A 13,421-nucleotide genomic window follows, 5' to 3' on the forward strand; every position below is an offset into this window, starting at 1 on the left:
CCTCGATGGGGCGTCAGCAATTGGGGACACTGGGTCGGCATGGACGCGACGGTCGAATTTGCGAAGATGAACGGGCTTGGCAACAAGATCCTGGTCGTCGACATGCGCGGCCGACGCGACAGCGTGACACCGGCCGCGGCGATTGCACTTGCTGCCGATTCCAATACGGCCTTCGACCAGATCATGGCGATCCACGATCCCAAGCTCGACGGCACCGATGCCTATATCGACATCCTGAACTGCGACGGGTCGAAGGCTCAGGCCTGCGGCAATGGCACGCGCTGCGTGGTGCAGGCGCTTGCCGCCGAGACCGGGCGCCGAAGCTTTACCTTCCAGACGATCGCCGGCATCTTGAACGCCGAGGAACATGGCGACGGGACGATCTCGGTCGACATGGGCAAGCCGATCTTCGCCTGGGACCGGATTCCGCTCGCGGAAGAATTTCACGATACCAGCCGGATCGAACTGCAGATCGGTCCGATCGACGCGCCGGTGCTGCATTCGCCCTCGGTCGTGTCGATGGGCAATCCGCATGCGGTCTTCTGGGTGAAGCAGGATGTCATGTCCTATGACCTCGCCCGCTTCGGTCCGCTGCTCGAAAACCACCCGATCTTTCCCGAGCGCGCCAATATCACGCTCGCCCAGGTGACCTCGCCAAATTCGCTGACCACCCGCACCTGGGAGCGTGGCGCAGGGCTGACGCTTGCCTGCGGCTCGGCCGCCTGCGCGGCCGCCGTCTCCGCCGCCCGAACCGGCCGCAGCGGCCGCAAGGTCGAGATCCACGTCGCCAGCGCCACGCCGCCCGGCATCCTGTCGATCGACTGGCGCGAGCGCGACGACCATGTGGTGATGACCGGCCCGGCCGAATGGGAATGGTCCGGCCGTCTCGATCCGACGACCGGCGTTTTCACGCGGGACGCCCTTGCAGAGGCGCAGAGTCTGTGAGCACGCCCGAGATCGTGACCTTCGGTTGCCGGCTCAATACCTACGAGTCCGAAATCATGCGCCGCGCGGCTGGCGAGGCGGGCCTTCAGGACGCCGTGCTCGTCAACACCTGCGCGGTCACCGGCGAGGCGGTGCGCCAGGCGCGCCAGACGATCCGACGCTTGAAGCGCGAGCGGCCGGAGGCGCGGATCATCGTGACCGGTTGTGCGGCGCAAACGGAGGGCGAGCGCTTTGCCGCCATGCCGGAGGTCGATGCCGTTCTCGGCAATGAGGAAAAGCTGACGCCCGCCGCCTATCGCGCGCTTCCGGATTTCGGCGTGTCGCGCGAGGAGAAGCTCAAGGTCAACGATATCATGAGCGTGCGGCTGACGGCGCCGCAGATGGTCGACATGATCGAGGGCCATGTGCGCGCCTTCATCCAGGTGCAGAATGGCTGCGATCACCGCTGCACCTTCTGCATCATCCCCTATGGCCGCGGCAATTCCCGCTCGGTGCCGATGGGCGCCGTGGTGGACCAGGCGCGCCGGCTGGTCGAAGGCGGCTATTGCGAGATCGTGCTGACCGGGGTGGACGCAACCAGCTATGGCGCGGACCTGCCGGGCACCCCCAGCCTCGGCCTGCTGGCGAAGACGCTTTTGAAGCAGGTGCCCGAGGTGGCGCGGCTGCGGCTCTCCTCGATCGACGGCATCGAGGCCGACAAGCACCTCCTCGATCTCATCGCCGAGGAGCCGCGCTTCATGCCGCATCTGCATCTCTCGCTGCAGCATGGCGACGACCTGATCCTCAAGCGGATGAAGCGCCGCCACAGCCGCGCCGAGGCGCTCGCCTTCGTGGCGCAGGCCCGTGCCTTACGCCCCGGCATCGCCTTCGGCGCCGATCTCATCGCCGGCTTCCCAACCGAGACGGACGAGATGTTCGCCCGCTCGATGACGCTTGCCGAGGAAGCCGGCATCGAGAGCCTGCACGTTTTCCCCTATAGTCCGCGCCCCGGCACGCCGGCCGCGCGCATGCCGCAGCTCGATCGCGGCCTGGTCAAGGAACGGGCCCGGCGGCTGCGCGCGGTGGGCAGCGCCCTGTCGCAGGCGCATTTGGCCCGCATGGTCGGCACGCGCCAGCGCCTGCTCGTCGAACAGAACGGCTTTGCCCATACCGAAAACTTCACCCGCGTGGCGGTGCCGGGGTTCGAGCCCCGCAGCCTCGTGACCGCCACGATCACCGGCCAGGACGGCCGCAGCCTGACCCTCGACGCCGCGGGCGCCGAAGCGGGCGCGAAAGCCGCCTGACATGACCGGTCTGCACAGTATCAGGATTTGAGAATGGCCTTCGACTTCCTCAAACGGGTCTTCACCTTCGACAAGGTGCCCGACGCCGACCAGCCGCAGGACGCGGCGCCGGAGGCCCTCGCACCGGCCGCGCCCGATCCTGTCGTACCCGTGACCCACGAGGGCGACGCCCCGCTGGCCGATGCTCCGCCGGCCGAAACAGGCGTGGCCGGCGCCCTGCCGTTCGCGCCCGATCCGGTCCTGCCCGAAGAGATGGACACGGCCGGCGGCCCTTCGCCGGACGAGGCGGAGACGCTCGCCGACGTCGAGGAGGAGAGCCCGTTGCCGCTCCCTGCCGCCGAGGCGATCGGCGATCTCGGCATCGTGCCGCTCTCGCTGCTTGAGGCCGAGGCAGACGCCGAACCGGCTTCCGACCTTGCGCCCCTCACCAGCCAAGATGCAACCGCACCCGCGCCATCGGCCCTGGAGCCCCCAAGCCCCGCCAGCCTGCCGCGCGGCTTCGTGCTTGGCCAGACGGAAGTAGTGGCCGCACCCGTGGCGACGGCCGAACCAAAGCGCAGCTGGTTCCAGCGTCTGCGCGAGGGCCTCTCCCGCACTTCCTCGCAACTGACCGGCCAGATCGCCGCGCTTTTCACCAAGCGCAAGCTCGATGACCAGACGCTGGAGGAGCTGGAGGATCTGCTGATCCAGGCCGATCTCGGCGTGGAGACCGCGCTTCGCGTCACCGACACACTTGCCTCGGAGCGCTATGGCAAGGATGTCAGCGGCGAGGATGTGGCCCGCATCATGGCCGGCGAGATCGCCAAGGTCCTGACCCCGGTCGCCAAGCCGCTCCAGCTCGACCTCAATCACAAGCCGCATGTGATCCTCGTCGTCGGCGTCAACGGCACCGGCAAGACGACGACGATTGGCAAGCTTGCGGCCAAGCTCTCGGGCGCCGGGCTGAAGGTGATGCTCGCCGCCGGAGACACGTTTCGCGCCGCGGCGATCGAGCAGCTGAAGATCTGGGCCGAGCGCACCGGCTCGGACATCGTCTCCTCCAAGCTCGGCGCCGATGCGGCGGGGCTGGCCTATGAGGCCTTCGAGCAGGCGCGCCTCAAGGGCAGCGACGTGCTGATCATCGACACCGCCGGCCGGCTGCAGAACCGCACGGAACTGATGGCCGAGCTCGAAAAGATCGTGCGCGTGCTCGGCAAGCTGGACCCGGATGCACCGCACACCGTGCTGCAGACGCTCGACGCCACCACCGGCCAGAACGCGCTCAACCAGGTGGAGATTTTCCGCAATGTCGCCGGCGTCAACGGGCTGGTCATGACCAAGCTCGACGGCACGGCGCGCGGCGGCATTCTGGTGGCGATCTCCGCCAAGCACAAGCTGCCGGTCTATTTCATCGGCGTCGGCGAAGGGGTGGACGATCTCGAACCTTTCGACGCGCGCGATTTTGCCAGCGCCATTGCCGGCGTCGCGCTCGATGAGCGCTGAGCCAGCCCCTTGACGAAGATGAAGAAGCCCATGTCCTCCACCACGCCCAGCCCCGCAGATCGCCACCACCCCGCGCTGAAGATGGCGCTGGAGCTTGGGCCGCTGCTCGTCTTCTTTTTCGCCAATCTGCGTGGCGCCTGGCTGATCGAGACCTTTCCCGCGCTCGGCGCCCTCGGCGGGCCGATCCTGGTCGCCACCGGCCTCTTCATGGTGGCGACTGTCCTCTCGCTCCTCTTTTCCAAGCTCGTGCTCGGCCATCTGCCGGTCATGCCCTTCGTCTCGGGCATCGTCGTGCTGATCTTCGGCGGCCTGTCGATCTGGCTGCAGAACGAGACCTTCATCAAGATGAAGCCGACCATCGTCAACACGCTGTTCGGCGTCACGCTGCTCGTCGGGCTGATGTTCGGCAAGGCGTTGCTCGGCACCGTCTTCAACGCCGCCTTCCGGCTGGACGAGGAGGGATGGCGCAAGCTCACCTTCCGCTGGGGCCTGTTCTTCCTGTTCCTTGCTGTCATGAACGAGGTGGTCTGGCGCAATTTCTCCGATGATTTCTGGGTGGCCTTCAAGGTCTGGGGGACGATGCCGATCACGCTGATCTTCACCCTGGCGCAGATGCCGCTGATCATGCGCCACGCGGTGGAGGACAAGGCGCCCGAGGATGAGAAAGCATGACCATTCCGGTCAGCGAACCCGGCGTCTCGCGCCGCACGCTCTGGTTTGCCGCCGCCTGCCTCGGTGTGCTGATCGCCCAGGCGGCGATCGAGCTGATGATGGGCCGCGTGCCGATCTGCACCTGCGGCACGGTCAAGCTCTTCGAGCCGATGGTCAACAGCCCCGGCAACTCCCAGCATCTCGCCGACTGGTATACGCCCTCCCACATCATCCACGGCTTTCTCTTCTATGGCCTCGCCCGGCTGGTGCTGCCCGGCCGGCCGATCGGCCCGCGGCTGCTGCTCGCCACCCTGATCGAGGCGGCCTGGGAGCTTCTGGAAAACTCGCCGCTGATCATCGAGCGCTACCGCGCCGCCACGATCTCGCTCAATTATGTCGGCGACAGCGTGCTGAACTCGACCATGGACACGATCTTCATGGCGCTCGGCTTCCTGGCCGCCGCCCGACTGCCCGTCTGGCTGACCATCGTCATCGCACTCGTCTTCGAGATCTTCACCGGCTGGCTGATCCGCGACAATCTCACGCTCAACGTGCTGATGCTGGTCTGGCCGAGCGAGGCGATCAAGACCTGGCAGGGCGCGTTGTAGGCACCGGTCGGCTCAGCGCGACGCCTTCTCGATCGCCGGCATCAGTCCCTCGCGCAGGCTCTTCTCGTCGAAGGGGCCGACACGCTTGTAAAGGATCGTGCCGTCGGGGGCGACGAGATAGGATTCGGGGATGCCGTAGACCCCCCAGTCGATCGCGGCGCGGCCCTGCGGATCGACGCCGACAGCCTGGAAGGGGTTGCCGAGATCGCGCAGGAAGGTCAGCGCATTCTCGGTCTTGTCCTTGTAATTGATGCCGACGACGGTCAGCCGCGGATCCTTGGCCAAAGCGAGGATCATCGGATTTTCCTCGCGGCAGGGAATGCACCAGGACGCCCAGACATTGACGAGCGTCAGCCGGCCCTTGATCGCCGCATCGCTCAGCGCCGGCAGGGGCGCGCCGTTCAGGCTCGCGCCCTCGAGCGGCGGCATGGCGAGCGACGGCGCCCGTGTGCCGATCAGCGCCGAGGGAATTTCGCTCGCATCATGGCCGGCATTGAGCTGGCTCCAGAAGAGGGCAGCAAGCCCGGCAAAGACGGCCAGCGGCAGCAGCGCCAGCAGGATGCGGAGCGGACCGGAGCGGCCCTGCTCTTCGTCGGGCATCGGCGCGCTGCTCACGGTTTCGCCCCGGCCGAGCGGCGCCGGATGCCGGCTGCCTCCAGCGCCTGCAGCTCGCGCCGCCGAGCCCGGCCATCGAGCGTCACCCAAGCGATCAGGCCCGCGACGATGGCCAGCGCCGCGCCATAGCTGAGCGCGACATAAACGAGATGCGCACTCATGCGGCCACCCCGCGCGCCGCCTGACGGCGCAGGCTCGCCACACGGCGGCGCAGGATCTCGTTGCGCATGGCGACGAGATGCAGAGTGAAGAACAGGCAGGTAAAGGCGGCTGCCATCAGAAGCAGGGGACGAAGGAACTCCGCATCGATCGCCGTGCCGCCGAGACGCAGAACGCTTGCCGGCTGATGCAGCGTGTTCCACCAGTCGACCGAGAACTTGATGATCGGAATGTTGACGAAACCGACCAGGATGAGCACTGCCGAGACACGCGCGGCGCGGCTCGGATCGTCCAGCGCCCGGTTGAGCGCGATCAGGCCGAGATACATCAGGAACAGGATGAAGACGGAGGTGAGCCGCGCATCCCAGACCCACCAGGTGCCCCACATCGGCTTGCCCCAGAGAGAGCCGGTGACGAGCGCCAGCGCGGTGAAGGCGGCACCGATGGGTGCTGCGGCGCGGGCGGCGACATCGGCCAGCGGGTGGCGCCACACCAGCGTCCCCAGTGCCGAGACGGCCATGACCGTGTAGCCCATCATCGACAGCCAGGCGGCGGGGACATGCACATACATGATGCGCACGGTCTCGCCCTGCTGATAGTCGCCCTCGCTCAGGAAACAGAAGGGCAGTGCGACGGCGAAGAGCAGGGCGGTGAGGCCCGCGAGCCAGGGCACGACGCGGCTCGACAGCGCCAGGAACCGGGTCGGGTTGGCGAGGTCGCTGAAGCTGCGGATCGTGAGGCTATCGTCACTCATGCGCATCTTCTAGCACACTCCGCCGCCGCTTCAATTCCGGGAAAGCCTCACCTTCCCGTCATTGTCCCGCGCGCTGAACCTGAGGGTCAGTCGGCTTGAGCCCTTAGCGCGGCCGCTGCCGAAAGCGGGCCGACGACCGCGAAGAACAGGGTGAGCGCCATCAGGATGAGGAAGGGTGGCAGGAAGGGCGCCGGCTCCTCCACCGCCGCCAGCGCCGCCCCGACGCCGAAGATCAGCACGGGGATGACGAGCGGCAGGACGAGGATCGAGACGAGGAGCCCACCGCGCGGCAGCGCCACCGCCACCGCCGCGCCCATGGCGCCGATCAGCGTGATGGCCGGCGTGCCGGCAAGCAGGGTGAGGAAGGTGGCGCCGATCGCCGCCGGCTCCATGTTGAGAAACAGTCCGAGCAGCGGCGAAAGAAGTGCCAGGGGCAGACCCGTTGCCGCCCAATGCGCCGCACACTTGACGAGCACCACCAGCACGAGCGGCGTCTCCTGCATGGCCATCACATCCAGCGCGCCATCCTCGCGCTCGGCCTGGAACAGCCGGTCGAGTCCGAGCAGGCTGGCGAGCAGGGCCCCGATCCAGAGCATGGCCGGGCCGATGCGGCCAAGCAGCTTCAAGTCCGGCCCGAGGCCGAAGGGGATGACGGCGATGACGGCGGTGAAGAACAACAGCCCCGTCAGAGCGCCGCCGCCCGCCCGCGTCGCGAGCTTCAGGTCGCGCAGGAAGAGGGCGAGCATCAAGGCGTTCTCCCGAGCGGTCGCCAGGGCCGGCCCCCTGGCGCGCTGCGTTCTGCTCTGCCGAGACCTCGCATGTGCCGCGTCGAGACTGCCTCTGGCCTGCCGACGGAGGCGGCAGAGACCCCCTCTGGCCTGCCGGCCATCTCCCCCACAAGGGGGGAGAGACCGCGGGGCTGACCGCTCGATCTCTTCACTCGGTGATGTGGATGAGACGGGGTGCGGGGATGCGGAGGATGCGCAGGCGGTACTAGGCACTTGGCAGGTTGAGAGGGAGCAAGGCCTCGCGGCTGGGTTTCTCCCCCCTTGTAGGGGAGATGGCCGGCAGGCCAGAGGGGGTCGTGGGTGATCCGGGCGCCCGGTCTGACGGAGGTCCCGATCACGCCTCCTCCTCCACAACGAAACCCTGCATCTCGAGCGTCTCGGCTCCGGGAACGTCCAGGGGCTGATGGGTGGCGGCGATCACGAGGCCGCCGGTGGCGCGGTGACTGGCGATCAGCGCCTCCACCATCCGCTCGGAGGCCCGGTCAAGGGCGGCCGTCGGTTCGTCGAGCAGCCAGATCGGTCGCGGCGCAACAAGCAGCCGCGCGATGGCGATGCGGCGCTGCTGGCCGGCCGAGAGATAGCCGAACGGCAGATGGGCGATCGCGTCGAGACCCACTGCCTCAAGCGCGGTGCCGACGGTGCTGGATGGGTCGCGGCTGCCGGTGAAGGCTGCCCAGAAGATCAGGTTCTCCACGACCGTCAGGTCGCGCTTCATGGCGTTGCGGTGGCCGAGATAGTGGCACGATTCGCCGATGCGCGCGTCGGGGTCCCGCACGCCTTCGAGCCGGATCTGGCCCGCTTCGGCGGGCAGCAGGCCGGCCAGCACGCGCAGGAGGGTCGACTTGCCGGTTCCGTTCCGCCCCGTGACCAGCAGCGCCTCGCCGGAGGCAACGGAAAGGTCGAGATCGCGGAAGATCAGCGCCTCGCCCCGCCTTGCGCTGAGACCCTCGACGAGGAGGCGGACGGTCATTCATGATCCCTTTACGACGTTGGTCTCGTTCGAAAAAAATGTCCCGAATTGAGGGAGAACGATCTGGCACGTTTTAAGGAAATTATCTATAACCCCGCCAACACGCCAGCGGTCGGCGTGATTGTTATCCTTGCGCCGAACCTGGAAGGTTTCTTCCGCGTGCGGACAGCGGAAATGGCCGTACCCGCATCCCATAATGCGCTTTCTTACGAAGTGCTCGGGCGTTCGTACGTCAGTCTTTGGCGCTCAGACGGAACGGGGTCTCCAGTGTCCAAATCCCTAGACAGTTTCAATTGTCGCTCGACGCTCAATGTCGGCGGCAAAGACTATGTCTATTACAGCCTGCCGAAGGCCGAGGCGAACGGTCTTACCGGCGTGTCGAAGCTGCCCTATTCGATGAAGGTGCTGCTCGAGAACCTGCTGCGCAACGAAGACGGCCGCTCGGTCACAAAGACGGACATCGAGAATGTCGCGGCCTGGCTGAACGACAAGGGCACTGCCGAAAACGAGATCGCCTATCGCCCGGCCCGCGTGCTGATGCAGGACTTCACCGGCGTTCCCGCCGTGGTGGATCTGGCCGCCATGCGTGATGGCATCAAGGCGCTTGGTGGCGATCCGGAAAAGATCAACCCGCTCGTCCCTGTCGACCTTGTCATCGACCACTCGGTCATCGTTGACGAATTCGGCACGCCCAACGCATTTGCCCGCAATGTCGAGCTCGAATATGAGCGCAATGGCGAGCGCTACCGATTCCTGAAATGGGGCCAGCAGGCCTTCAAGAACTTCCGCGTCGTGCCGCCGGGCACCGGCATCTGTCACCAGGTCAACCTCGAATACCTGGGCCAGACGGTCTGGACGCGCGAGGAAGACGGCGAAGTCACTGCCTATCCCGACACCTGCGTCGGCACCGATAGCCACACGACCATGATCAACGGTCTCGGCGTGCTCGGCTGGGGCGTGGGCGGCATCGAGGCGGAAGCCGCCATGCTCGGACAGCCGGTCTCCATGCTGCTGCCGGAAGTGATCGGCTTCAAGCTGACCGGCAAGCTCAAGGAAGGCGTCACCGCCACCGACCTCGTGCTGACCGTCGTGCAGATGCTGCGCAAGAAGGGCGTGGTCTCGAAGTTCGTCGAATTCTTCGGCCCCGGCCTCGACAATATGACGCTCGCCGACCGCGCGACGATCGGCAATATGGGCCCGGAATATGGCGCGACCTGCGGCTTCTTCCCGGTCGATGCCGAGACGATCAACTACCTCACCATGTCCGGCCGCGACGAAGATCGCATCGCGCTGGTCGAAGCCTATTCCAAGGCGCAGGGCATGTGGCGGGACGGCGACGGCTCCGAGCTCGTCTTCACCGACACGCTGGAGCTTGATCTCGGCTCGGTCGTGCCCTCCATGGCCGGCCCGAAGCGTCCCGAAGGCCGCATCGCGCTCGAAAACATTGCCTCTGGCTTCGCCACCGCGCTCGAGGGCGACTATAAGAAGCCCGGCCAGCTGGAAAACCGCTACCCGGTCGAAGGCACGGATTACGATCTCGGTCATGGCGATGTCGCCATTGCCGCCATCACCTCCTGCACCAACACCTCGAACCCGAGCGTGCTGATCGCCGCGGGCCTGCTTGCCCGCAATGCGGTGGCCAAGGGCCTGAAGACCAAGCCCTGGGTCAAGACTTCGCTGGCGCCTGGATCGCAGGTCGTCGGCGAATATCTGTCGAAGTCCGGCCTGCAGACCGATCTCGATCAGCTCGGCTTCAACCTGGTCGGCTTCGGCTGCACCACCTGCATCGGCAATTCCGGCCCGCTGCCGGCCCCGGTCTCCAAGACCATCAACGACAAGGGGCTGATCGCCGCCGGCGTGCTCTCGGGCAACCGCAACTTCGAAGGCCGCATCTCGCCGGACGTTCAGGCCAACTACCTCGCCTCGCCGCCGCTGGTCGTCGCCTATGCGCTGGCCGGCACGGTGCAGAAGGACCTGACGAAGGAGCCGATCGGCGAAGGCTCGGACGGCCAGCCGGTCTATCTCAAGGACATCTGGCCGAGCTCGCACGAGATCCAGGACTTCATCATGAAGTATGTGACGCGTGAGCTTTATGCGTCCAAATATGCCGACGTCTTCAAGGGCGACGAGAACTGGCAGGCCGTGCAGGTACCGGAAGGCCAGACCTATGCCTGGGACGATGCCTCGACCTATGTGCAGAACCCGCCTTACTTCGTGGGCATGGGCAAGACGGGCTCGGGCATTTCCGACATCAAGGGCGCCCGGATCCTCGGTCTCTTCGGCGACAAGATCACCACCGACCACATCTCCCCGGCCGGTTCGATCAAGGCCGCATCGCCGGCTGGCGCCTATCTGACCGGGCATGGCGTTTCGGTGGCCGACTTCAACCAGTACGGCACGCGGCGCGGCAATCATGAGGTGATGATGCGCGGCACCTTCGCCAATATCCGCATCCGCAACCATATGCTCGGCCCGAACGGCAAGGAAGGTGGCTACACGATCCACTATCCGTCCAAGGAAGAGATGTCGATCTACGACGCCGCCATGAAGTACAAGGAAGAAGGCGTGCCGCTCGTCATCTTCGCCGGCGTCGAATATGGCAACGGCTCGTCGCGTGACTGGGCGGCCAAGGGCACCAACCTGCTCGGCGTCAAAGCGGTGATCGCCGAATCCTTCGAGCGCATCCATCGCTCCAACCTCGTGGGCATGGGCATCGCGCCCTTCGTCTTCGAAGACGGAACGACCTGGGAATCGCTCAACCTCAAGGGCGACGAGACGGTAACGATCGAAGGGCTGGCGAATGTGCAGCCGCGTGAAAAGCGCATCGCCATCATCACCTATGCCGATGGCACGGTGAAGGAATTGCCGCTGATCTGCCGGATCGATACGCTGGACGAGGTCACCTACATGAACAATGGCGGCATCCTGCAGACGGTTCTGCGCGATCTCGCCGCCTGATACAGAGAGAAACGAAAGGGGCCGGGGCGGCTGTCGTCCCGGCCCCTTTTTTCGTGCCACGAAGACGTGAGGAAACCGTCATCGCGGCCAAAGCGTCTTCGCTTTCAAGCGGTTGGAAAATATTGCCCCGGGTATGGCGAGAGGCAAAAAACGTCTCACTCCAACGTGACTTTGTGTTGAAAGCGGGGCAGCGTATGCAAGGATCATCTCATCCCGATCGCCAGAACGTTTCGATCTCCCGAAAAGAAAGTCGATCCCGCATGCCCGCACCACACCTTGCTTCCCTGCTCCTGTCCGTCGGCCTTGCCGCATCGCTGGCAGCCGGCGCCGCGGCGCAGGAAACTGAGCGAAAGGTCGCGGCAGGCGAGGACCCCGGTCAGCTGAAGGGCGTCGTCGAGCTCTTCACCAGCCAGGGCTGTGCATCCTGTCCACCGGCCGATGCGGCGCTCAAGAACCTGATCGAAGACGGCTCCGTCGTCGCCCTGTCCTACCACGTCGACTACTGGAACTATCTGGGCTGGGCCGACACGCTCGCGACCAAGCAGAATACGGCGCGGCAATATGCCTATGCGCGCATGTTCGGCCGCAATGGCGTTTACACTCCGCAGGCCGTGTTGAACGGTCGCGACCATGTCAATGGCGGCAATCTTTCGGGCATTCGCGGCAAGCTGGACGAGATGAAGCAGACCGGCAAGGGCATGCGCGTGCCGGTCGGCGCGGCGCGCAAGGGCGACGAGATCGACATTTCGATCGGCGCCGGCGATGGCAAGGCCAATATCGTCGTCGTCTATTTCACCCGCCAACAGGTGGTCGAGGTGGAAAAGGGCGAGAATAGCGGCAAGAAGATCAGCTATTTCCACGCCGTGCGCGACATCCAGACGATCGGCATGTGGGACGGCACCCCAACCCGCTATGTGCTGCCGGCGAGCGTGCTGGACGAGCAGGAGGACAGCGGCTGCGCCGTGCTGGTCCAGAAGATGAAGTCGACCGAAACTCCAGGCGCCATCATCGGCGCGACGACGCTGCTTTCGGCCGAGGCGCGCTGAGGATCGATGCCGCCGTCCATCGTGACGAGAGCTTCGTTCGGTCCGGCGTCATCGAGGGCTGGGGCTGAGGGTTTCGAAGTCACCGGACCGAACCGGCCATCAGTATTCGGCGGGGAGCCGGACCGATGGCCGCTTGCGCCCGTGCTTGCCGGCCGAAGCCGGAAAAGCCGGGAGACCGGGCCGACGACGAAGAACCTTCGATCGGCACGGACCAGACGACGCCACCGACGGACGGACCCGCAAGGCGTCTTCTGCGCACTCCGCCGCGCCGAAGACCACGGTGCGGCGGAGAGGCGGGACATTCTCCGCTAAATCGGGCAGGGATTTGTTCGGATTGCGGCCGTCAGAAAAAAGCAGTGGAGGAATCAGTCAAGGCCAGGGAACGCAAGGGCGCGGCACGAGTTCGGCTCTGATGACCAAGGCTTCGACCCAGTTTTCGCTTGATCCCTCGTACGCGCCCTTTGGCGCAACCCCGGGCTTGGCCGCAACCATTGCACGGCGACGGCTGCACGGCGCGAGGGCAAGGTTGGGATCGGCGACCTTGCATTTCGCCGCGCCTCAGGCACACTGTCATCCAGCCGTCACGAAGAGAAGGCCGCATTGCGCATGACCGATCAGCCGGATTTGCCGCGAGGCGACGGACCGTCCGGGTCCGACGCCGTGGTCGTCGACCTCAGAGCCTATAAGAGTGCTAAGGACCCTCTCCCGATCACCTTCCATCGCCGCGAGCTCGACCAGATCCTCTGGGTCTATGGCCGGATGGTGGGCGAAGGTGAATGGCGCGACTATGCGCTCGACCACTTGCGCGACAAGGCCGTGTTCTCGGTCTTCAAGCGGGCGGGCGAACTGCCGCTCTACCGCATCGAGAAATGCCCCCGCCTTGCCGCCAAACAGGGCGCCTTCAGCGTCGTCAACACCCACGGTATGATCCTGAAGCGCGGCCACGAGCTGGCGCCGGTGCTGAAGGTGTTCGACAAGCTGTTCAAGGTGGTGAAGGGGTGAGGTAAAGAGGGGATAGGAATCGGATCCTTGCTCCCTCCATTGCCCCGCTGGCGTCTCGGAAGCTTTGCAGAGACGGCAGAATGTCAGGGGCGCCAAACAGGCGAACCAGATCCGCAGCCAGCCATCGAACAAGACATAGAAAAGCCCGCCGCATGGAGAT

13 protein-coding genes are annotated in these 13,421 nt (G+C 65.6%); 8 read left to right on the forward strand and 5 right to left on the reverse strand.

Annotated features, from left to right (window positions below):
- Nucleotides 1-39: 39 nt before the first annotated feature.
- The 5 genes from dapF to ACLE20_RS09065 are packed head-to-tail and all read left to right on the forward strand — an operon-like array spanning nt 40 to nt 4,969.
- Entirely contained in the window at nt 40-945 is a 906-nt protein-coding gene (gene dapF, locus ACLE20_RS09045) for a diaminopimelate epimerase (RefSeq protein WP_410939951.1), read from the forward strand.
- Between the two features lie 56 nt (nt 946-1,001).
- Nucleotides 1,002-2,228 carry a tRNA (N(6)-L-threonylcarbamoyladenosine(37)-C(2))-methylthiotransferase MtaB gene (mtaB, locus tag ACLE20_RS09050; RefSeq protein WP_410940218.1) on the forward strand — a complete coding sequence of 409 codons (1,227 nt, stop codon included), beginning with the start codon at nt 1,002-1,004 and terminating at the stop codon, nt 2,226-2,228.
- 33 nt (nt 2,229-2,261) lie between these two features.
- On the forward strand, nt 2,262-3,710 hold the full coding sequence (ftsY, locus tag ACLE20_RS09055) for a signal recognition particle-docking protein FtsY (RefSeq protein ID WP_410939952.1): 1,449 nt from the start codon (nt 2,262-2,264) through the stop codon (nt 3,708-3,710).
- A 30-nt stretch (nt 3,711-3,740) separates the two neighbouring features.
- The gene (locus ACLE20_RS09060) at nt 3,741-4,382 is read left to right on the forward strand and encodes a septation protein A (RefSeq protein WP_410939953.1); all 642 of its coding nucleotides are present in this window, start codon (nt 3,741-3,743) and stop codon (nt 4,380-4,382) included.
- Complete coding sequence (locus ACLE20_RS09065) at nt 4,379-4,969, forward strand: DUF2585 domain-containing protein (protein WP_410939954.1); 591 nt, start codon at nt 4,379-4,381, stop codon at nt 4,967-4,969. The genes ACLE20_RS09060 and ACLE20_RS09065 overlap by 4 nt, the downstream gene beginning before the upstream one ends.
- 12 nt (nt 4,970-4,981) lie before the next feature.
- Here the strand turns inward: ACLE20_RS09065 and ACLE20_RS09070 are convergent, their stop codons facing one another.
- The 5 genes from ACLE20_RS09070 to ccmA all read right to left on the reverse strand — a co-directional run bounded on the left by ACLE20_RS09070 (nt 4,982) and on the right by ccmA (nt 8,255).
- Nucleotides 4,982-5,569, reverse strand: coding sequence for a DsbE family thiol:disulfide interchange protein (locus ACLE20_RS09070; protein WP_410939955.1), 588 nt, complete (start codon nt 5,567-5,569; stop codon nt 4,982-4,984).
- An 11-nt stretch (nt 5,570-5,580) separates the two neighbouring features.
- On the reverse strand, nt 5,581-5,745 hold the full coding sequence (gene ccmD, locus ACLE20_RS09075; protein WP_410939956.1) for a heme exporter protein CcmD: 165 nt from the start codon (nt 5,743-5,745) through the stop codon (nt 5,581-5,583).
- Nucleotides 5,742-6,497 carry a heme ABC transporter permease gene (locus tag ACLE20_RS09080; RefSeq protein ID WP_410939957.1) on the reverse strand — a complete coding sequence of 252 codons (756 nt, stop codon included), beginning with the start codon at nt 6,495-6,497 and terminating at the stop codon, nt 5,742-5,744. Before ACLE20_RS09080 ends, ccmD begins: the two co-directional genes overlap by 4 nt.
- Nucleotides 6,498-6,583: 86 nt before the next feature.
- Complete coding sequence (gene ccmB / locus ACLE20_RS09085; RefSeq protein ID WP_410940219.1) at nt 6,584-7,243, reverse strand: heme exporter protein CcmB; 660 nt, start codon at nt 7,241-7,243, stop codon at nt 6,584-6,586.
- 376 nt (nt 7,244-7,619) lie between these two features.
- Nucleotides 7,620-8,255, reverse strand: a complete 636-nt coding sequence (ccmA, locus tag ACLE20_RS09090) for a heme ABC exporter ATP-binding protein CcmA (RefSeq protein WP_410939958.1) — start codon at nt 8,253-8,255, stop codon at nt 7,620-7,622.
- A 267-nt stretch (nt 8,256-8,522) separates the two neighbouring features.
- Between ccmA and acnA the strand changes: the two genes are divergently transcribed.
- The 3 genes from acnA to ACLE20_RS09105 all read left to right on the forward strand — a co-directional run bounded on the left by acnA (nt 8,523) and on the right by ACLE20_RS09105 (nt 13,261).
- Entirely contained in the window at nt 8,523-11,213 is a 2,691-nt protein-coding gene (gene acnA, locus ACLE20_RS09095; protein WP_410939959.1) for an aconitate hydratase AcnA, read from the forward strand.
- 260 nt (nt 11,214-11,473) lie between these two features.
- Nucleotides 11,474-12,259: a DUF1223 domain-containing protein gene (locus ACLE20_RS09100; protein WP_410939960.1), complete on the forward strand. Its 786-nt coding sequence runs from the start codon at nt 11,474-11,476 to the stop codon at nt 12,257-12,259.
- Between the two features lie 606 nt (nt 12,260-12,865).
- A complete protein-coding gene (locus ACLE20_RS09105; protein ID WP_410939961.1) occupies nt 12,866-13,261 on the forward strand; it encodes a DUF2794 domain-containing protein in 396 nt (131 codons plus the stop codon).
- Nucleotides 13,262-13,421 lie beyond the last annotated feature (160 nt).

Source organism: Rhizobium sp. YIM 134829 (genome assembly GCF_046546455.1).

Excerpts from the sequence above, each read along its gene's own strand:
- dapF (WP_410939951.1), top strand. The coding sequence starts at position 40 with ATGGACGCGACGGTCGAATTTGCGAAGATGAACGGGCTTGGCAACAAG.
- mtaB (WP_410940218.1), top strand. The coding sequence starts at position 1,002 with ATGCGCCGCGCGGCTGGCGAGGCGGGCCTTCAGGACGCCGTGCTCGTC.
- ftsY (WP_410939952.1), top strand. The coding sequence starts at position 2,262 with ATGGCCTTCGACTTCCTCAAACGGGTCTTCACCTTCGACAAGGTGCCC.
- ACLE20_RS09060 (WP_410939953.1), top strand. The coding sequence starts at position 3,741 with ATGTCCTCCACCACGCCCAGCCCCGCAGATCGCCACCACCCCGCGCTG.
- ACLE20_RS09065 (WP_410939954.1), top strand. The coding sequence starts at position 4,379 with ATGACCATTCCGGTCAGCGAACCCGGCGTCTCGCGCCGCACGCTCTGG.
- ACLE20_RS09070 (WP_410939955.1), bottom strand. The coding sequence starts at position 5,569 with ATGCCCGACGAAGAGCAGGGCCGCTCCGGTCCGCTCCGCATCCTGCTG.
- ccmD (WP_410939956.1), bottom strand. The coding sequence starts at position 5,745 with ATGAGTGCGCATCTCGTTTATGTCGCGCTCAGCTATGGCGCGGCGCTG.
- ACLE20_RS09080 (WP_410939957.1), bottom strand. The coding sequence starts at position 6,497 with ATGAGTGACGATAGCCTCACGATCCGCAGCTTCAGCGACCTCGCCAAC.
- ccmB (WP_410940219.1), bottom strand. The coding sequence starts at position 7,243 with ATGCTCGCCCTCTTCCTGCGCGACCTGAAGCTCGCGACGCGGGCGGGC.
- ccmA (WP_410939958.1), bottom strand. The coding sequence starts at position 8,255 with ATGACCGTCCGCCTCCTCGTCGAGGGTCTCAGCGCAAGGCGGGGCGAG.
- ACLE20_RS09100 (WP_410939960.1), top strand. The coding sequence starts at position 11,474 with ATGCCCGCACCACACCTTGCTTCCCTGCTCCTGTCCGTCGGCCTTGCC.
- ACLE20_RS09105 (WP_410939961.1), top strand. The coding sequence starts at position 12,866 with ATGACCGATCAGCCGGATTTGCCGCGAGGCGACGGACCGTCCGGGTCC.